17 protein-coding genes and 2 riboswitches are annotated in these 18,346 nt (G+C 64.3%); of the genes, 3 read left to right on the forward strand and 14 right to left on the reverse strand.

The features are described 5' to 3' along the window. The first annotated feature begins 96 nt into the window (after positions 1–96). Together AQZ50_RS09175 and AQZ50_RS09180 are read left to right on the forward strand one after the other, a co-directional pair. The gene (locus AQZ50_RS09175) at positions 97–1,614 is read left to right on the forward strand and encodes a TadA family conjugal transfer-associated ATPase (RefSeq protein ID WP_197412430.1); all 1,518 of its coding nucleotides are present in this window, start codon (positions 97–99) and stop codon (positions 1,612–1,614) included. A 142-nt stretch (positions 1,615–1,756) separates the two neighbouring features. Continuing rightward, positions 1,757–2,698: a DMT family transporter gene (locus tag AQZ50_RS09180; protein WP_231730186.1), complete on the forward strand. Its 942-nt coding sequence runs from the start codon at positions 1,757–1,759 to the stop codon at positions 2,696–2,698. Between the two features lie 4 nt (positions 2,699–2,702). On the opposite strand, the gene AQZ50_RS09185 is transcribed toward AQZ50_RS09180, so the two are convergent. The 12 genes from AQZ50_RS09185 to AQZ50_RS20025 form a co-directional block, all read right to left on the reverse strand. Beyond that, positions 2,703–4,259 carry a long-chain-fatty-acid--CoA ligase gene (locus tag AQZ50_RS09185; RefSeq protein WP_067745753.1) on the reverse strand — a complete coding sequence of 519 codons (1,557 nt, stop codon included), beginning with the start codon at positions 4,257–4,259 and terminating at the stop codon, positions 2,703–2,705. A 107-nt stretch (positions 4,260–4,366) separates the two neighbouring features. After that, positions 4,367–5,902 (reverse strand): aminomethyl-transferring glycine dehydrogenase subunit GcvPB, encoded by a 1,536-nt coding sequence (gene gcvPB / locus AQZ50_RS09190; RefSeq protein ID WP_067745755.1) that lies wholly within the window; start codon positions 5,900–5,902, stop codon positions 4,367–4,369. Further along, entirely contained in the window at positions 5,899–7,257 is a 1,359-nt protein-coding gene (gene gcvPA / locus AQZ50_RS09195) for an aminomethyl-transferring glycine dehydrogenase subunit GcvPA (RefSeq protein ID WP_067745757.1), read from the reverse strand. The genes gcvPB and gcvPA overlap by 4 nt, the downstream gene beginning before the upstream one ends. Next, positions 7,257–7,628: a glycine cleavage system protein GcvH gene (gene gcvH / locus AQZ50_RS09200; protein ID WP_067745759.1), complete on the reverse strand. Its 372-nt coding sequence runs from the start codon at positions 7,626–7,628 to the stop codon at positions 7,257–7,259. The genes gcvPA and gcvH overlap by 1 nt, the downstream gene beginning before the upstream one ends. Next, complete coding sequence (gene gcvT, locus AQZ50_RS09205; protein ID WP_067745760.1) at positions 7,628–8,770, reverse strand: glycine cleavage system aminomethyltransferase GcvT; 1,143 nt, start codon at positions 8,768–8,770, stop codon at positions 7,628–7,630. Before gcvT ends, gcvH begins: the two co-directional genes overlap by 1 nt. 33 nt (positions 8,771–8,803) lie before the next feature. Continuing rightward, positions 8,804–8,928: riboswitch (glycine riboswitch) on the reverse strand. Then, positions 8,929–9,043: riboswitch (glycine riboswitch) on the reverse strand. It lies immediately after the preceding riboswitch. Between the two features lie 32 nt (positions 9,044–9,075). Then, entirely contained in the window at positions 9,076–9,765 is a 690-nt protein-coding gene (locus AQZ50_RS09210) for an NAD(P)H-binding protein (protein ID WP_067745762.1), read from the reverse strand. Further along, positions 9,758–10,942, reverse strand: coding sequence for a deoxyguanosinetriphosphate triphosphohydrolase (locus tag AQZ50_RS09215; RefSeq protein ID WP_067745764.1), 1,185 nt, complete (start codon positions 10,940–10,942; stop codon positions 9,758–9,760). Before AQZ50_RS09215 ends, AQZ50_RS09210 begins: the two co-directional genes overlap by 8 nt. A gap of 24 nt (positions 10,943–10,966) precedes the next feature. Further along, positions 10,967–12,373, reverse strand: a complete 1,407-nt coding sequence (locus AQZ50_RS09220; RefSeq protein ID WP_067745766.1) for an NAD(P)(+) transhydrogenase (Re/Si-specific) subunit beta — start codon at positions 12,371–12,373, stop codon at positions 10,967–10,969. Then, complete coding sequence (locus tag AQZ50_RS09225; protein WP_067745767.1) at positions 12,373–12,657, reverse strand: proton-translocating transhydrogenase family protein; 285 nt, start codon at positions 12,655–12,657, stop codon at positions 12,373–12,375. Before AQZ50_RS09225 ends, AQZ50_RS09220 begins: the two co-directional genes overlap by 1 nt. Continuing rightward, a complete protein-coding gene (locus AQZ50_RS20020) occupies positions 12,657–13,124 on the reverse strand; it encodes an endonuclease domain-containing protein (RefSeq protein ID WP_369801403.1) in 468 nt (155 codons plus the stop codon). The genes AQZ50_RS09225 and AQZ50_RS20020 overlap by 1 nt, the downstream gene beginning before the upstream one ends. Then, on the reverse strand, positions 13,121–14,251 hold the full coding sequence (locus AQZ50_RS09230) for an NAD(P) transhydrogenase subunit alpha (RefSeq protein WP_067745769.1): 1,131 nt from the start codon (positions 14,249–14,251) through the stop codon (positions 13,121–13,123). The genes AQZ50_RS20020 and AQZ50_RS09230 overlap by 4 nt, the downstream gene beginning before the upstream one ends. Before the next feature lie 9 nt (positions 14,252–14,260). Then, on the reverse strand, positions 14,261–14,383 hold the full coding sequence (locus AQZ50_RS20025; protein WP_231730188.1) for an aa3-type cytochrome c oxidase subunit IV: 123 nt from the start codon (positions 14,381–14,383) through the stop codon (positions 14,261–14,263). Between the two features lie 204 nt (positions 14,384–14,587). Between AQZ50_RS20025 and AQZ50_RS09235 the strand changes: the two genes are divergently transcribed. Continuing rightward, positions 14,588–16,006 (forward strand): sigma-54-dependent transcriptional regulator, encoded by a 1,419-nt coding sequence (locus AQZ50_RS09235; protein ID WP_067745771.1) that lies wholly within the window; start codon positions 14,588–14,590, stop codon positions 16,004–16,006. Here the strand turns inward: AQZ50_RS09235 and folP are convergent. Together folP and AQZ50_RS09245 are read right to left on the reverse strand one after the other, a co-directional pair. Beyond that, a complete protein-coding gene (gene folP, locus AQZ50_RS09240) occupies positions 16,003–17,115 on the reverse strand; it encodes a dihydropteroate synthase (protein ID WP_067745773.1) in 1,113 nt (370 codons plus the stop codon). The genes AQZ50_RS09235 and folP overlap by 4 nt on opposite strands. Positions 17,116–17,120: 5 nt before the next feature. After that, complete coding sequence (locus AQZ50_RS09245) at positions 17,121–18,266, reverse strand: site-specific DNA-methyltransferase (protein ID WP_067745775.1); 1,146 nt, start codon at positions 18,264–18,266, stop codon at positions 17,121–17,123. Between the last annotated feature and the right edge of the window lie 80 nt (positions 18,267–18,346).

Here is an 18,346-nt window from a genome sequence, read left to right on the forward strand (position 1 = left end):
CCTAAGCATTTTTCGGTCTATTGACGGTTATCGATCCGAAACACTTGCACATGCGGAGTCTGCCGTAGTGGGCATCAATAAGACGGGATACGGGGCATGAGCGCATTTGGTCGCAAGGCTGGTACGGGCGGAGGAAGCGCGGCGATGCGCCCTTCGTTCGGCGTTGCCCGGCCGATGAAAGGCAATGACAGCGCCGCGCCGTTGAGCCCGGCGGCGGGCGCCGTGCCAGTGCCCGGCAATGACGGACGCAGCTTCGAACCGGGCGATGCCAACGGCAGGAATTCCGACGCGCTGGCGCGGCTGGCTGATCGGGTCAATCAGGTCGTTGAAAATCATCACCATGCCGAAGGGTTCGAAGCCTCGGTCCACAAGATCAAGGAACAGGTGCTGCCGCATCTGCTCGAACGCGTCGATCCCGAAGCGGCGGCCACCCTGACCAAGGAAGAGCTGTCCGAGGAATTCCGCCCGATCATCATGGAAGTGCTGGCCGAGCTGAAAGTCACGCTCAACCGGCGCGAACAGTTCGCGCTGGAAAAAGTGCTGATCGACGAATTGCTCGGGTTTGGGCCACTGGAAGAATTGCTCAACGACCCCGATGTGTCGGACATCATGGTCAACGGGCCCGACCAGACCTATATCGAAAAAAAGGGCAAGCTGACGCTCGCGCCGATCCGGTTTCGCGACGAAAATCACTTGTTCCAGATCGCTCAGCGGATCTGCAACCAGGTCGGTCGCCGCGTCGATCAGACCACCCCGCTGGCCGACGCCCGCCTCAAGGACGGCAGCCGCGTCAACGTCATCGTCCCGCCCCTGTCCTTGCGCGGCACCGCGATCTCGATTCGCAAATTCTCCGAAAAGCCGATCACGCTCGACATGTTGCGCGATTTCGGTTCGATGAGCGACAAGATGTGCACCGCGCTGAAAATCGCGGGCGCCAGCCGGATGAATATCGTCATTTCAGGCGGTACGGGCTCGGGCAAGACGACCATGCTCAACGCCATGTCCAAGATGATCGATCCGGGCGAGCGCGTGCTGACGATCGAAGACGCCGCCGAACTTCGCCTGCAACAGCCGCACTGGCTTCCGCTTGAAACCCGCCCGCCAAACCTTGAAGGTCAGGGCGCGATCACCATCGGCGATCTCGTCAAGAACGCGCTGCGTATGCGTCCTGACCGGATCATCCTCGGCGAAATTCGCGGCGCGGAATGTTTCGACCTGCTTGCCGCGATGAACACCGGCCACGACGGTTCGATGTGTACGCTTCACGCCAACAGCCCGCGCGAATGCCTGGGCCGTATGGAAAACATGATCCTGATGGGCGACATCAAGATCCCCAAGGAAGCGATCAGCCGCCAGATCGCCGAATCCGTCGATCTTATCGTTCAGGTCAAGCGCTTGCGCGATGGCTCGCGCCGGACCACCAACATCACCGAAGTGATCGGGATGGAAGGCGATGTCATCGTGACGCAGGAACTGTTCAAGTTCGAATATCTCGATGAAAGCGACGACGGAACGATCATCGGCGAATTCCGCCCAGCGGGTCTGCGCCCTTATACGCTGGAAAAGGCCCGGCAATACGGTTTCGATCAGGCCTTCCTCGAAGCCTGCCTGTGATTTTTCGTGCCGGGACTTGATTTTTCCTGCCGGAATTTGATTTTCCCTGCCGGAATTTGATTTTTCTGGTCGAGGCGCTGCACAAAAGGGGGCGCGGGTTTTGCTTGATCCGCGCGCCGTCGCGCCCCTAGGGCGGTCGGCAATGGCGTCTTCCCCCGATCATCACATTCGCGCGCTGCACCCCGGGCCGCCGATCGAACAGCGCCCGATGCTGGCGCTGGGGCTGCGGCTGGGCTCGGCATTTCTGTTTTCGGTCGTTCTGCTGCTGATCAAGCTGACCGGCGATCGCGGCGTCTGGTTTCCCGAAACGCTGGTCTGGCGGCAAGTGGTGCCGAGCGCTCTGCTGCTGGGCTGGCTGGTCGGGCACGGGCAATTGCACCGGTTGCGCACCGCGCGGCCCTGGGTCCATGCCCGGCGCGCGGCGATCGGGTCGGTCGGCATGTTCATGACTTTGGGCGTGGTGCTGTTGCTGCCCTTGGCCGAAGCGACCGTGCTGGGGTTTACCGCGCCGATCTTTGCGGTGATCCTGTCGGTGCTGGTGCTGCATGAACGCGTCGGAGTCTGGCGCATCGGCGCGGTCGTGCTCGGGCTGATCGGGGTGGTGATCATGGCCAATCCGAGCCAGTCGCACTTGCCGTTGTTCGGGCTGGCCGTCGGGGTCGGTGCGGCGTTCATGGTCGCGCTGGTGTCGATCCAGTTGCGCGATCTGGGCCGCACCGAAGAGCCGGTGACAATCGTGTTCTATTTCTCGGCGATGAGCGCACCCGTGCTCGCGCTGCTGCTGCCCTTTGCGCCGGGCGGCCACGACCGGCCGTTTCACCACGATGCGATCACCTGGCTGATGATCGGCGGGATCGGGCTGTTCGGCATGTTTTCCCAACTGCTGATGACTGCGGCGTTGCGTTATGGGCGGGTGTCGAGCGTGATCGTGATGGATTATGCGCAGTTCGGCTGGTCGTTGCTGTGGGGCTGGCTGGTGTTCGATCATTTGCCGCCGGCGAGCACCTGGCTGGGCGCACCGGCGATCATCGCGGCAGGGGCGATCATCGCGCGGCGCGAACATCTGCGCGCCACACGATCCTGAAAGCTCAGTTTACCTGCCGGTCCATTTGCGCCCAATAGGGCTCGCGCAGGGCCCTGCGCATGATCTTGCCGGTGGGATTGCGCGGCAAGGCGGGAATGATGTCGACCGATTTGGGCACTTTGAATCCGGCGATCCGCTGACGCGCCCAGGCGATCACGCTCTCGGGATCGACGCCATGCCCTTCGCGGGGCACGACGCAGGCCTTGACCGCTTCGCCCCATCGCGCATCGGGCACGCCGATCACCGCGACTTCGGCGACATCGGGATGGCCGTAGATCGCGCTTTCGACTTCGGCGGGGTAGACGTTTTCGCCGCCGGTGATGATCATGTCCTTGATCCGGTCCTGGATATAGACATAGCCGTCATCGTCCATATACGCCGCGTCGCCGGTGCGGACCCAGCCTTGCGCGTTCATCGTCCGCGCGGTCGCCTCGGGCAGGTTCCAGTAATGCAGCATGTTGCTGGAACTGCGCGTTTCGATCTCGCCGACCGTGCCGCGCGGCACTTCGCCGCCGACGACATCGACAATGCGCAGATCGACGCCTGGCACCGCGCGCCCGGCCGAGCGCATGCGCGCATTGCCCGCCATGTCATGGTCCGCCGGCGGCAGGATGCAGATCGTGCCGGTGGTTTCGGTCATGCCATAGCATTGCATGAATTGCGCATTGGGGATCGTCGTCACTGCTTCGCTCAGCAATGCGAGCGGAATCGGCGCCGCGCCATAGAGTACGTATTTCAGCCGGGAAAAGTCGGTTTCCTGCGCCAACGGATGCTGGATCAACATCTGCAAGGCCGCAGGCACGATGAAAAAGCGCGTGATCCCCTGCGCGACGCCGCGCAGCGCGCCTTCGGCCGTGAATTCGCTCTGGATGATCGCCCGCACGCCGCCGCTGAAGGCCATGATCCCCAGCCCGGTGCCGCCGATATGCGAACACGGCATGCACACCAGAATCGCTTCGTCGCGATCCCATTCCGCCCAGGGCAGCCCGGCATCGAGCGCAGGCTTGCGCAGCCCGAAGAAATTGCGCTGGCACAGCACCGCCCCTTTGGGATGGCCGGTCGTGCCCGAGGTATAAAGCTGCAAGGCGGCATCGTCAGGACCGGCGGGCACGATGGCGATGTCCGGCATGGCCTCGATCGCGGCGCGCGCGGTGTTTTCGTCCAGAACATGCGCGATGGCCGGAATGTCCGCCCGCAGCGCTTCGACCGTCTCGGCAAAGCCCTCGCCCGCAAAGACCACCTTTGCCCCGGTATCGTTGAGGATAAACGCCATTTCCGCAGGGGCAAGCCGCCAGCCGATCGGCGCCATGACCACGCCGATCCGCGCGGCGGCATAGAAAATCTGGAAATAGATGTCGGCGTTCTTGCCGATCCAGGCGATGCGGTCGCCCTTTTTCACGCCAAGTTCGCGAAGCAAGGCGGCGATCTTGCGCGAACGCACGTCCATCTGCGCAAACGTGGTGGTTCGCCCGCCCTCTTCGTGCGCGATGGCGTCGCCCCGATCGTGCGCCCAATGGTTAAAAAAGGCGTCGAACGTCAGAAACTGTGCGGTTTCGCGCATGACCTCTCCCCTGGCTTGGCCCGCGCGGAGATTGCTCCGCGCGGACTTGCCGTTTAATCAGATGATTAAATCGATCGGGGAGAAGCGCAAGCGCAATTGTAGAGCGACTATGGCGCCGTCCACACCAGCCGGGGTTTCCTGGCGGCGAGCGTTTCGTCGAGCCGCCGACGCGGCGCGAAATGCGGCGCGGTGTGCAGGCTTTCGTCGCCTGCGCGCGCGCGATCGGCAAGGCTGCGCATCGCCGCGATGAACTGGTCGAGCCCTGCCCGGCTTTCGGTTTCGGTCGGCTCGATCAGCATCGCGCCATGCACCACCAGCGGGAAATAGACCGTCATCGGGTGAAACCCCTCGTCGATCAGCCCCTTGGCGAGATCGAGCGTCGAAAACCCGTCGGCAAACCCGGCATCGCTGAAGAGGGCTTCGTGCATGCAGAGGCCGGTCTTGGCGAACGGCGCGTCGAGCACATCGCGCAACCGCGCGAGCACGTAATTGGCATTGAGCACCGCATCGCCCGAAACCTGGGCCAGACCATCGGCGCCATGCGTCAGGATATAGGCAAGCGCGCGCGTGAACATGCCCATCTGGCCATGAAATGCGCACATCCGGCCAAAGGTTTCGGGCCGCTCGGCAGCCGATTCGACCAACCTTGGCCGTCCGTCCGGATCGCGCACCACATAGGGCAACGGCGCATGCGGGGCGAGCGCCGCCGACAGCACCACCGGCCCAGCCCCAGGCCCGCCTCCGCCGTGCGGCGTCGAAAAGGTCTTGTGCAGATTGATGTGCATCGCATCGACGCCAAGGTCGCCGGGGCGCACGCGCCCGACGATCGCGTTGAAATTGGCCCCGTCGCAATAGACATAGCCGCCCGCAGCGTGGACCGCGTCGGCGATCGTTTTGAGATCGCGCTCGAACAGGCCGCAGGTATTGGGATTGGTGACCATCACGCCCGCCACATCGGGCCCGAGCCGCGCCAGCAGCGCCGCCAGATCGACGCGCCCGTCGGGTCCGGCGGGGATCGTCGCGACGCCAAACCCGGCGAAGGCGGCTGTCGCCGGATTGGTGCCATGCGCGCTTTCGGGCACGAGGATCACGCGGCGCGTTGCCGCTTCGCCGCGCGCTTCAAGCGCGGCGCGGATGGCCAGAAGGCCGCACAATTCGCCATGCGCACCCGCCTTCGGGCTCATCGCCACTGCCGCCATTCCGGTCAGCTGCACCAGCCAGTCGGCAAGCTCTGCGATTACGGTCAGCGCGCCTTCGACGCTTGATTGCGGCTGCAACGGATGGACCGCGGCAAAGCCGGGCATCCGCGCGACTTTTTCATTGAGCCGGGGGTTATGCTTCATCGTGCATGACCCCAGCGGAAACAGCCCGAGGTCGATGGCATAGTTCTGCCGCGACAGGCGGGTGTAATGGCGCACCGTTTCGGGCTCCGACAGGCCGGGCACATCGACGGGCGCTGCGCGCAGGCGCAAACCTGGCAGGATATCGCCCTCGCACGCATCGAAATCGACGCCGCAGCGCGCGGCATCGCCGATTTCGAAAATCAGCGGCTCTTCCAGTTCGAGCGCACGGTTTCCGGTCTTCGTCACCGGCTCGGCGGTGCCGAGCGAAGGGCGCCAGCCGGAGGGATTCAAATCGTTCATGCCAAAACCTCTTCCAGCGCGGAGCCCAGCGCGGCAATATCGGCGGGGTCGGTGCATTCGGTCGCCGCGATCAGCAGGACATCGGCCAGATCGGCGCGGTCGGGGCAGAGCCGCGACAGCGGCACGCCGCCCAGCACACCGCGCGCCGCCAGCGCCTCGACCACATCGGCGGCAGGACGCGGCAGATGCACGGCAAATTCGTTGAACCAGACCCGGTTGATCAGCGAAACGCCGGGAATCGCCTCCAGCCGCCGCGCCGTCGCGACCGCGCGGGCATGGCTCAATTCGGCCATGCGCATCAGCCCCCCGCCCCCGAGCAAAGTCAGGTGAATGCTGAAGGCAAGCGCGCAAAGACCTGAATTTGTGCAGATATTCGAGGTCGCCTTTTCGCGCCGAATATGCTGTTCGCGCGTCGACAGGGTCAGCACAAAGCCGCGCCGACCATCGGCATCGAGCGTTTCGCCGCACAGGCGACCGGGCATCTGCCGCACGAACTTCGCCGAGCAGGCAAACAGGCCTAGATAAGGCCCGCCGAATTGCAGCCCGACGCCCAGCGCCTGCCCCTCGCCCACCACGACATCCGCGCCGAGCGTGCCCGGGCTTTCGATCAGGCCGAGCGCGACCGGCTCGGTCACCACCGCGATCAGCAGCGCGCCCATGGCATGGGCCGCCTCGGCAATCGCGGCCAGATCGGGGATGCGGCCCAATACGTCGGGGTATTGCACCACGACTGCGGCGGTTTCGCCATCGATCGCGGCGATCACGGCGGCATCGTCGCTGTCTGTCTCGGCGCGCGGGGGCAAAGTCACCAGGCTGTCGCCGGCAAAGCGCGCCATCGTCGCGGCCGTTTCGGCATAGTGCGGATGAAGCCCGCCCGACAGTACCGCGCGGCTGCGCTTGGTGACGCGCGTGGCCATGGCAATCGCCTCCCAGCACGCGGTCGACCCGTCGTAGAGCGAGGCGTTGGCCAGATCGCAGCCGAACAACCGCGCCACTTGCGTCTGGAATTCAAACAGGACCTGCAAGGTGCCCTGCGCGATTTCCGGCTGATAGGGAGTATAGGCGGTCAGGAATTCGCCGCGCTGGATCAGATGATCGACGCTGGCCGGGACATGGTGGCGATAGGCCCCCGCGCCGCAGAAAAACGGCGCATCATCGGCGGTCAGGGCGCGCGCCGACAGCGCCGCCATATGGCGTTCGACCGCACGTTCGCTGGCATGAAACGGCAGGCCGGGGATCGGCCCGGGCAAGAGCGCGTCGGCGGGGACATCGACGAACAAGTCATCGATCGATCCCGCGCCAATCGCGCCCAGCATGGCGGCGCGATCCGCCTCGGTGAGCGGGAGTGTACGCATTATTGCCCCGCGACCAGTTCGGCATAAGCCGCTGCATCAAGCAGGCCATCGAGTTCGGTCGGATCGGCAAGGTCCATGTCCCACAGCCAGCCGTCGCTTTCCGCCGCCGAATTGACAAGGTCGGGCGCGTCTTCGAGCGCGGTGTTGATTGCCGTGACCGTGCCGCCGACCGGCGCATAGACGTCGCTCGCGGCTTTGACCGAATCCACTACCGCCGCGCTGTCGCCTTTGGTCAGGCTGGCACCCACGGCCGGAACCTCGACAAAAGTGATGTCGCCAAGCTGACCTTGCGCATAGTCGGTGATCCCGACGCGGGCGGAGGAACCGTCAGCCTCGATCCATTCGTGGTCGCGGGTGAAATAGCGGGGCATCAGGCAACTCCTTTGCGATGATAGCGATGGGGAACGAAGGGCATGGGGACAACGCGCGCCGCAATCCGGCGGCCGCGCACATCGATGGTCAATGCGGTATCGGGCGCCGTATGGGCGACATCGAGCAGCGCCATGGCGATCGGGTATCCCAGGCTCGGGGCAAATCCGCCCGAGGTGACCGTGCCGACCGGCGTTTCGCCGACGAGGACAACGGCACCTTCGCGCGCGGCCATGCGGCCATCGAGGACAAGCCCGACGCGGCGGCGTCCCGGTCCATGGGCCAGCGCAGCCATGATCCGGGCATGACCGGGAAAGCCGCCTTCGCGCCGTCGCCGCTGCGCAAGGGCAAAGCGCAAGTCCGCTTCGACCGGATCGATGTCCGGCGTCAGATCATGGCCATAAAGCGGCAGTCCCGCCTCCAGCCGCAGCGAATCGCGGGCGCCGAGGCCGATCGGGCGGACCGCCGGATGCTCTGCCAAGGCGTCGGCAAAGGCGGCGATGGCCGGGATCGGGACCGCGATTTCAAAGCCGTCTTCGCCAGAATAGCCCGAGCGACTGATATGCAGATCGACCCCGTTCCAACGATACGTATCGGCGGTCATGAACCACAGATCGTCCGGCGCGGCGGGCACCAGCGAGGCCAGCGCCTGCGCAGCGCGCGGCCCTTGCAGCGCAAGCAGGCCGTGATCGCTGCGCTCGGTCAGCGTGACGCCTGCGGGCAGACGCGCGGATATATGGGCGATGTCGGCGTGTTTGGTCGCGCCGTTGACGACCAGGAAAAACCCGTCGGACCAACGCGTGACCATCAGGTCGTCGAGAATGCCGCCCTGATCGTTGAGCAGCAGCGAATAGCGCTGCGCCCCCTGGCCAAGCGTCGCCAGATCGATGGGCAGCAAGGCTTCGAGCGCGGCTTGCGCGAGCGGTTGGTCAGCACCGGGCGCAGCGATCAGCAGTTGCCCCATGTGCGACACATCGAACAGGCCCGCATTTTCGCGCGTCCACAAATGCTCGGCGATGATTCCATCGTACTGCACCGGCATCGCATGACCGGCGAACGGGACCATTCGCGCATTTCGTGCGCGGTGCCAGGAATCCAGCGGAAGTACCCGCAGATCTTGCGAAATATCGTCAGTGTTGCTCACAAATATCGGCTCCGCGCATCAAGGGCGTCAAACGGAGCCCCCTCTGTCGCGGAACCTGAGAGTTTTCCCCGAGGCGCCACCGATATCGGCGGTGCAGCGGGGTTACCCCTTCGGTGGCACCAGCCCAAAGGGTCGGTGCGCTTTCCAGAGCATCACTGTCGATCCACGCGGTCCATTGTGCCTGAGAGTTTCCGGGGCGGTTGCTCCTTCGGCGTCCTTGCCAAACGCCCTGCAAACAAGGCGATTCGCGCAGAACTCTCCCGCGTCGATCAGTGACGCTTATGCCCCTGCCTTATTTTTCTGATTCACGTCAAGCCATGGTGGGCAAGGCTGTGGATATCCGGCGTGTAATGGACGTGGCGCCCCCGTCCCTGCTGTCCGGCGAGCGCCAGGATCGCCGTTGCGACATCGCGCGCGCGAACCGAGCGATAGCGCGCGAGCCCCCCGCGCAACAACGGATCGATCAGGGGTGCAATGATCTGCCCCAGTCGCTCGGCCGGGCGTGGCGGTCCGCTGCGATGCCCCCGCAGCAGGCCCGGACGCAGAATGTCGAGCCTCGAAAAACCCATATGGTTTACAGCGGCTTCGGTCTCGCCCTTGACGGACAGGTAGAAGTTGCGCGCGTCCGGATCGGCGCCAACCGAAGACACCAGAATGACCTGTCGCGTGCCCGCCGCGCGTGCCGCCCGCGCCACGTCGAGCACAAGGTCATGATCCACGGCACGAAACGCCTGCCGGTCGCCGCCAACTGCGGCAATCGTCGTGCCCAGCGCAATGACCAGTGTCACCGGGCGCGCCCGCGCAATGGCGGCGGGCCAATCGGCGGGATCGGCGACCAGCATTTCAAGCCTTGCCCCAGCCGGCAGCGAGACTTCGCGACGGGCAAGCGCGGCAAGCTTTATATCCGCGCGCGCCGCCGTGGCGGCGATTACCGCCGTACCGATCAGTCCGGTTGCACCGACCAGCAGCAGCGGCACGCGATCGGGCTCAGACATTGCGCAGCCGTTCGGGGATGCGCCCGGTCAGTTTGGTATATTGGTCGATGGCAAAGCGGTCGGTCATCCCGGCGACATAGTCGGCAATCGTCCGGGCCCGCCCCGGCTCGCCCCCGGGCAAGCGTGCCTGCCAGGATGACGGCAACAGCGCCGGATCGGCGGCGTAGGCGGCGAACAGGCTGGCGATGACCTCTCGCGCCGTGTCCGCTGCGGCAACTTGTTCGGGATGGAGATAGAGCCGGGCGTACATGAATTTCTTCAGCGCGCGTTCCTCGGCCTGCAGCTTCGGGGAAAAACCGCACAGCGCCCGCCCGGCAGCGCGGACATCGTCGACATGGGCAACGCCGCTTGCCGCGATGCGGTCGCGCGTTTCGCCAAGCACGTCGTTGACCATGCGCCCGATCTGCCCGCGCACCAGTTCGCGCAACAGCCGATCGCGCGCGGCACCGGGAAAACGCGCTTCGATCGCATACCATTGCTCGGCCAGCGACGGCAGTTCGAGCAGATGATCGAGCGTCAGAAAACCGGCGCGCAAACCGTCGTCGATGTCGTGATTGTCATAGGCGATGTCGTCCGAAATCGCCGCGACTTGCGCTTCGAGCGAGGCATGGCTTGTCAGATCGAGCGGAAAGGCCGCGTCGAGCTCGGCCAGCGCCCAGGGCGCGCGGCGCGCCGGACCCCCAAGAACCGGACCATTATGTTTGGCCAGACCTTCGAGCATTTCCCAGGTGAGATTGAGCCCGTCGTGTTCGACATAAGGACTTTCCAGCCGCATCAAAACGCGCAAGGTATTGGCATTGTGGTCAAATCCGCCGCACTCGGCGAGCGCAGCCTGCAACGCATCTTCGCCCGCATGGCCGAAGGGCGGATGGCCGATGTCATGGGCAAGACACAGCGCCTCGGTCAGGTCTTCATCGAGCCCCAGCGCGCGCGCGATCACCCGGCCGATCTGCGCGACTTCGAGGCTGTGCGTCAGGCGGACGCGGTAATGATCGCCATCGGGCGCGACGAAGACCTGTGTTTTGTGGCGCAAGCGGCGAAACGCGATCGAATGGATGATCCGATCGCGATCGCGCTGAAACACACTGCGCGGCCCCCGCGCGGTCACCCCCTCGGGCGCGAACTCACGTCCGCGTGAATGCTCCGGGTCGCAGGCAAAGGGGGCTCTCGTTGTCATTGCCGCCGATTAGGCAAGGTCGGTTCAATGCGCCAGCGCCTTGACGATGTCCTCGACCATCTTCTTCGCATCGGCCAGCAGCATCATCGTCTGGTCCATGTAGAAGACGTCGTTATCGACCCCGGCATAGCCGACCCCGCCCATCGAGCGTTTGACGAAGAAGATCGTCTTGGCCTTGTCGACGTCAAACACCGGCATGCCGTAGATCGGCGATGATTTGTCGGTCTTGGCCGCCGGATTGACCACGTCGTTGGCGCCGATGATGAAGGCGACGTCGGCCTGGGCAAATTCGCCGTTGATGTCTTCCAGCTCGAACACTTCGTCATAGGGCACGTTCGCTTCGGCCAGGAGCACGTTCATATGCCCCGGCATGCGGCCTGCGACCGGGTGGATCGCGTATTTCACATTGACCCCGCCCGCCTTCAACTGGTCGCCCATTTCGCGCAAAACGTGCTGCGCCTGGCTGACCGCCATGCCGTAGCCCGGGATGATGATGACGGTTTCGGCCTCTTTCATGATATAGGCCGCGTCTTCCGCGCTGCCGCGTTTCCATGGCCGCTGCTCCTTCGCCGGGCCGCCGCCCGCTTCGGGAGCGGCGCCAAAGCCGCCCGCGATCACCGAAATGAAGCTGCGGTTCATCGCCTTGCACATGATATACGACAGGATGGCGCCCGATGATCCGACCAGCGCGCCGGTGATGATCATCGCCGTGTTGTGCAGCGTAAAGCCCATTGCCGCCGCGGCCCAACCCGAATAGGAATTGAGCATCGAGACGACGACCGGCATGTCCGCCCCGCCGATCGGGATGATCAGCAGAAAGCCGATGGCAAACGACAGCGCGGTAATCGCGGCAATCACCCACAGCGCTTCATCTTGCGTAAAACAGCCGACAAGCCCGATGATCAGCGCCAGCGTGCCCAGATTGAGGACATGGCGGCCCGGCAGCATGATCGGCGAACCGCTCATCTTGCCTGCCAGCTTCAGAAAGGCGATGATCGAGCCGGAAAAGGTGATCGCGCCGATGGCAATGCCAAGGCCCATTTCGACCCGGCTGTGCGCGGCGATCTGAGCCCCTTCGAGAATGCCGAAAGCGCCCGGATTGAGATAAGCCGCCCAGCCCACCAGCACCGCCGCCAGCCCCACCAGCGAGTGAAACGCGGCGACGAGTTGCGGCATGTCGGTCATCTTGATCCGGCGTGCCGTAACGAAGCCGACGCCCCCGCCGATCGCCAGCGCCGCGACGATTTCGGGCAGGCTGGCAATGGCATGGGTGATCAGCGTGGTGACGACCGCGATCGTCATGCCGATCATGCCGTAACGGTTGCCCGCGCGTGACGTTGCAGGGCTCGACAGACCGCGCAGCGCCAGAATGAACAAGACCCCCGCGATCAGATAGGCGAGCGAAACCCAGGAAGAGGAAGCGGATTCCATCACTTCTTTTCCTTCTTCTTGTACATCGCCAGCATGCGTTCGGTAACGGCAAAGCCGCCAAAGATGTTGACGCTGGCCAGCACGATCGCCCCCAGCCCCAGCCATTTCGACACCGCAGAGCCATCAGCCGCGCCCGCAATCAGCGCACCGACCACGATCACCGAGGAAATCGCGTTGGTCACGGCCATCAACGGCGTGTGTAACGCGGGCGTGACCGACCAGACGACGTAATAGCCGACAAAACAGGCCATCACGAAAATCGACAGAATGCTGACAAAATCCATTACAAATCCTCCCCGGCACGGGGAGGGGGACCGCCCGAAGGGTGGTGGAGGGGCCTTGCCCCGCCTACCGCGATCGCCTCAGCCGCACCAACAGCATCCGCCAAGACATGCGAGGCGGAAACTCGTCGTACTATGTAGCCGTTGTCTTCGAAAAACCGCGTTCTGACCGCATCTCGGCTTGCTCGAGCACCAACATCGTGTGCGAACCCATCAATTTCGACAACCAATCGCACGGCGAGGCAGCAGAAATCGACCACATAAGGCCCGATCGGGTGCTGGCGGCGGAATTTCAGGCCCTTTGGGCGCAGACGCAATTGCTGCCAGAGCAGGACTTCGGGCAAAGTCATCGTTTTGCGCAGAGAACGGGCCCGCCCAACTACCGGTCGCAGTGCGGTGGGCGATACCCCTCCACCACGCTGCGCGTGGTCCCCCTCCCCGGTTCGGGGAGGATTGGGTTGCGCGCTCAAACCAGCAGCCTTTCGTGGACCACTTTGCCGCCTTGCGTCAGGCGGATGGCATTGCCGATTTCCTCATCGAGCACCGGGCGACCATGCTCCTTGTCCCAGAACGCGGCGAGGAAGTTGTAGAGATTGCGCGAATAGAGCGCCGAGGCATCGGCGGGCAATTGCGCGGGGGTATTGGCAAAGCCCACGATCCTGACCCCGTGGCGCTCTACGACCTGATCGGGAACAGAGCCCTCGACATTGCCGCCTTGCGCAACAGCCAGGTCATAGATCACGCTGCCCGGCTTCATCGTTGCGATCTGCGCATCGCTGATCAGGCGCGGCGCCGGTCGTCCGGGGATCAGCGCGGTGGTGATGACGATGTCCTGCCTGGCGATATGGCTCGATACCAGTTCGGCTTGCGCTTTCTGGTATTCGGGGCTCATTTCGGTGGCATAGCCGCCCGCGCCTTCGCCTTCGATCCCGGCGACATTTTCGACGAAGATCGGCTTGGCGCCGAGCGACTGGATCTGTTCCTTCGTCGCCGAGCGCACGTCGGTCGCCGATACTTGCGCGCCAAGCCGCCGCGCCGTGGCAATCGCCTGAAGCCCCGCAACGCCCACGCCCATGACAAAGGCCTTGGCGGCGCTGATCGTACCGGCGGCGGTCATCATCATCGGAAAGGCGCGGCCATAGAGATTGGCCGCGATCAGCACAGCCTTGTACCCGGCAAGATTGGCCTGGCTCGACAGGATGTCCATCGATTGCGCGCGGGTGATGCGCGGCATGAATTCCATCGCCAGCGCTTCGAACCCGGCGGCGGCATAAGCCTCCACCCGATCGCGTTGGCCAAACGGATCATGCCCGGCAACGACCCACGCGCCGGGATTGGCCCCCGCCAGCATGGCGATGTCCGGGCCTTGCACCGCAAAGACGATGTCGGCACCTTGTGCCACGCCGGTTTCGGCGATGCGCGCGCCCGCCGCGATATAATCGGCATCGCCGATCGAGGCGGCAAGCCCTGCCCCGGCCTCGACCGTGACCCCGGCCCCCAGCGTGATCAGCTTTTTTACCGTTTCCGGCGTTGCCGAGACACGCGTTTCCCCCGCCGCCCGCTCACGCAGGACGGCAATTGTGACCGAATGCGCCATGCCGCGCGATCAGTGAATCAGATAGATGACGAATGCGACAATCGCCGCGATGACCGGAACCGCTACCTTGATGAGGGTGATAAAGCCGTCATACGTCGCGCGCGCGGCCTTGATGTCGTTTGCCGATGCCATATCCAACCCCTCGTTTTTGCCTGTTATGCGTCATTGTCTGCATTGCGGCATGTCCTTGGTCGATGCCGCTCGTCCATGGTCTAGCCATCATGGGCGGCCTGCTCAAGCGCCAACACGCGCCGCCAAAGCTTATCGGCGGCCTTAATCCGCTTTTTACCTAACCTGATTAAGAGCTGTGGTTCAGGAAACCTGACCGGATGGCGAATGTCTGACACTGAAGATCGCCTGTTGATGCTCATCGATGACGAACCGGCGCAGATCCGGCTCGTCTCCGCGCTCGCTGCGCGCGAAGGATGGCGCACCGTCGTCGCCCGCGATTCGGAAACCGCGATCGCGATGCTCGGCACGCGTCAGGGCATGCGATTGGGCGCAATCATTCTCGATCAATGGGTTCCGGGCGAACAGGCCTGTGAGTTGATTGCCGAGCTGAAAGCGCGGCGCCCTGCCCTGCCGATCCTGATGCTGACCACCAGTTCATCGCCCCTGCTCGCGGTCGAAGCGATGCGTGCAGGCGCCACCGATTACCTGATCAAGCCGGTCGCGCCCGATCGTCTCGTTTCCGCCTTGCGCGCGGCGACCGCGCCCGAAGTGCAAAGCTCTGAATTGCATCCGCTGACCGAAAAACTGGGCGCCTCGCTCGATTTCGATTCGATGATCGGCGCGGCCTCGTCCTTCCGAACGGCGCTTGCGGTGGCGGCAAAAGCCGCGCGGACCCATGCCCATGTCCTGATCGAAGGCGAATGCGGCACGGGCAAGGAAATGCTGGTACGCGCGATGCACGCCGCATCTCCGCGTGCCAAACTGCCCTTGCGCATTGTCAATGCGGGCGGAATCCCGTCCAATCAGATTGAATCGGTGCTGTTCGGGCACGAAAAGGGTGCCTTTGCCGGCGCTTTCGAACGCCATGTCGGGGCCTTGCAACATGCCGACGGCGGCACGCTGGTGATCGACGAGATCGACCGCCTGCCGCTCGCCGTTCAACAACGGCTGTTGCAGTTCGTCGATCGCGGCGATGTTCAACCGATCGGCGCGCGCCATTCGTTTCGGCTCGATGTGCGCCTGTTTGTGTGCAGCAATGCGCCGCTCAAGGATCTGGTCGAAGGCGGGCTGTTCGATGCGGATTTGCTCGCCCGGCTTTCCGCGACGCATGTGCACGTGCCTTCGCTGCGCGAGCGGGCGGGCGACATTCCGGCGCTGGCCCGCCATTTTCTCGCGCGGATCGGCGAACAGCCGGGCTTGCGCCCCCTGGGGATCACCGACGGCGCGCTGGCGCTGCTCGGCGCCTATGACTGGCCGGGCAATGTCCGCCAATTGCAGGCGACGCTGTTCCGCGCGGCGGTGTTCTGTGACGGCGAAGCCTTGACCGCGCAGGATTTTCCCAAGCTGGCCAATATGGTCGGCGATACCGTGCGCGTGCCGCAACCGATCGGCGACGGCGCCGGAGTCATGCTGTTTGGCCCTGATGGAAATCTGCGCCCGCTCGAAGACATCGAGGCCGACGTCATCCGCCTTGCCATCGGGCACTATCGCGGGCGCATGACCGAAGTCGCGCGCCGCCTCGGGATCGGTCGCTCGACGCTTTACCGCAAGCTTTCCGAACTGGGCATCGATAACGCTGCCTAATCGACCAACTGGCTGAAATCGGTCAGCGCCGCATCGCGCAATCCGCGCCAGACCTGCAAGGCCTGGACCGTTTCGGGCACGTCATGCACACGCACCATGTGTGCGCCCGCATCCGCCGCGCGCAAGGCCAGCGTCAACGAGCCGGGCATACGCTTGTGCGCCGGTATTTCGCCCGCGAGAGCGCCGATCATGCGTTTGCGACTGGCGGCAAACAGGATCGGCTGGCCCAGTCCGTGAAACATCGGCAGGGCGTTGATCAACAGCAGGTTTTCGGCCAAAGTCTTGCCAAAGCCAATGCCCGGATCGAGCAGGATCCTGTTCCGCGCGATGCCCGCCGCCAAGGCCGCATCACGCCGTTCGCGCAAAGCGTCAAACACATCGAGCACGACATCGCGATAGACGCCGTCGGCATGAAGGTCGCCAGCATCGCCCGGCGCATGCATCAGCACGACCGGCGCTCCGCTTTGCGCGACCAGCGCGGCAGTGCGCGGATCATGGCGCAAGGCGGAGACATCGTTGACGATATGCGCGCCCGCACGAAGCGCCGCGCCGATCACGCTCGCGCGGCGACTGTCGATCGAGATCGCCGCGCCCGCCGCAGCCAGCGCCGCGATCACCGGGACAACGCGGCGCTCTTCATCGCCTTCCCATACCGCCGCAGCGCCGGGCCGGGTGGATTCACCGCCGACATCGATCAGGGCCGCGCCCGCTTCGAGCATGGCATGGGCATGTTCGAGCGCGGCGTCGGGCTTGTCGAGGAATTTTCCACCGTCGGAAAAGCTGTCGGGCGTGACATTGAGAATGCCCATGACCAATGGCTGATCGAGCCGCAGCATTCGCGCGCCGCAGGCAATCGGGGCATGGGTGCGCGCCAGATCCTGCCATTGCGCGAGCGCCTCGGCGGCCAAGGCCTCGGGCAGGGCGGCGATGGCGCCCGGCACATCGCGCGCGCCCAGACGATCGCGCGACACGATACGGCCATCGCGGCGGCGGATGAGCGCAAAGCGGCTCGCCCAGACCATGCTGCCGCCCAGGCGGATTGCGCCGCCTTCTTCGCTTTGCGGGCTTTCGGCGAGCGCGATCGGGCGGATATAGACCGTTTCGGCCATGGCGCTCAGTCTTCGGTGGCGAGCAGGTAGAGCTGGCGCAGCGCGTCGAGCGGCTTCACTTCGCCTTCGTGCATGACATGCCAGAATGTCCAGCCATTGCACGACGGCGCGCCTTGCAGCTTTGCGCCGAGGCCGTGGATCGACCCCGGCTCTGCGCCCGCCTCGATCGAACCATCGGCGCGGACCGTGGCGCGGAACCGGCCTTTCTTATCGGAAAGCTCGGCACCCGGCGCGATCCAGCCGGATTCGACAAGCTGGCCGAAGGCGACGCGCGGCGCGGTCTTGCGGCTCTGCATCGTCTTCAGCGCGGATTCATCGAGCGGCAGAGCCATTTCGATGCGTTCCTCGGCGACCGCAATATAACCTTCATCGCGCTCGCAGCCGATCCAGTCGCGGCCGAGCCGCTTGGCCACCGCGCCGGTGGTGCCGGTGCCAAAGAACGGATCGAGCACGACATCGCCCGGATGAGTCGTCGCCAGCAGGACGCGATAGAGCAAGGCCTCGGGCTTTTGCGTGGGGTGCGCCTTGATGCCGTCCTTGCGGATGCGCTCCTGCCCCGAACAGATCGGCAGCACCCAGTCGGACCGCATCTGCAATTCGTCGTTGAGCGTCTTCATCGCGCGATAGTTGAACGTGTATTTCGACTTCTCGCTTTTCGAGGCCCAGATCAGCGTCTCGTGCGCATTGGTAAAGCGCGTGCCTTTGAAATTGGGCATCGGATTGGCCTTGCGCCAGACGATGTCGTTGAGAATCCAGAATCCCAGATCCTGCAGCAACGCACCGACGCGAAAGATGTTGTGATAGCTGCCGATGACCCAGATCGAGCCGTCGGGCTTGAGCAGGCGGTGCGCCTCGGTCAGCCATTCGCGGGTGAATTTGTCATAAGTGGCGAAGCTGGCGAACTTGTCCCAGTCGTTGGTGACGGCATCGACATGGCTGCCGTCGGGGCGGGCGAGATCGCCGCCCAATTGCAGGTTATACGGCGGATCGGCAAAGATCATGTCGATCGAGGCCGAAGGCAGCGCGCGCATGGCTTCGATGCAGTCGCCGCGCAGGATGCTGTTGACCGGCAGTACGGGATTGGCCGCCGGCGCGGGGCGTGCCTTTGCCCGTGTGCGCGTTGCGATCCGTTCCTTTACCAAGACTGCCATGATTATCCGTGCCTTTCGCTGCAATACCCCCTGATTCTGAATCAAACGCGACTCGCCGTCAAGGCTCGACTCGTGGAGTC

Source organism: Novosphingobium sp. Fuku2-ISO-50 (genome assembly GCF_001519055.1).
Lineage (GTDB): Bacteria > Pseudomonadota > Alphaproteobacteria > Sphingomonadales > Sphingomonadaceae > Novosphingobium.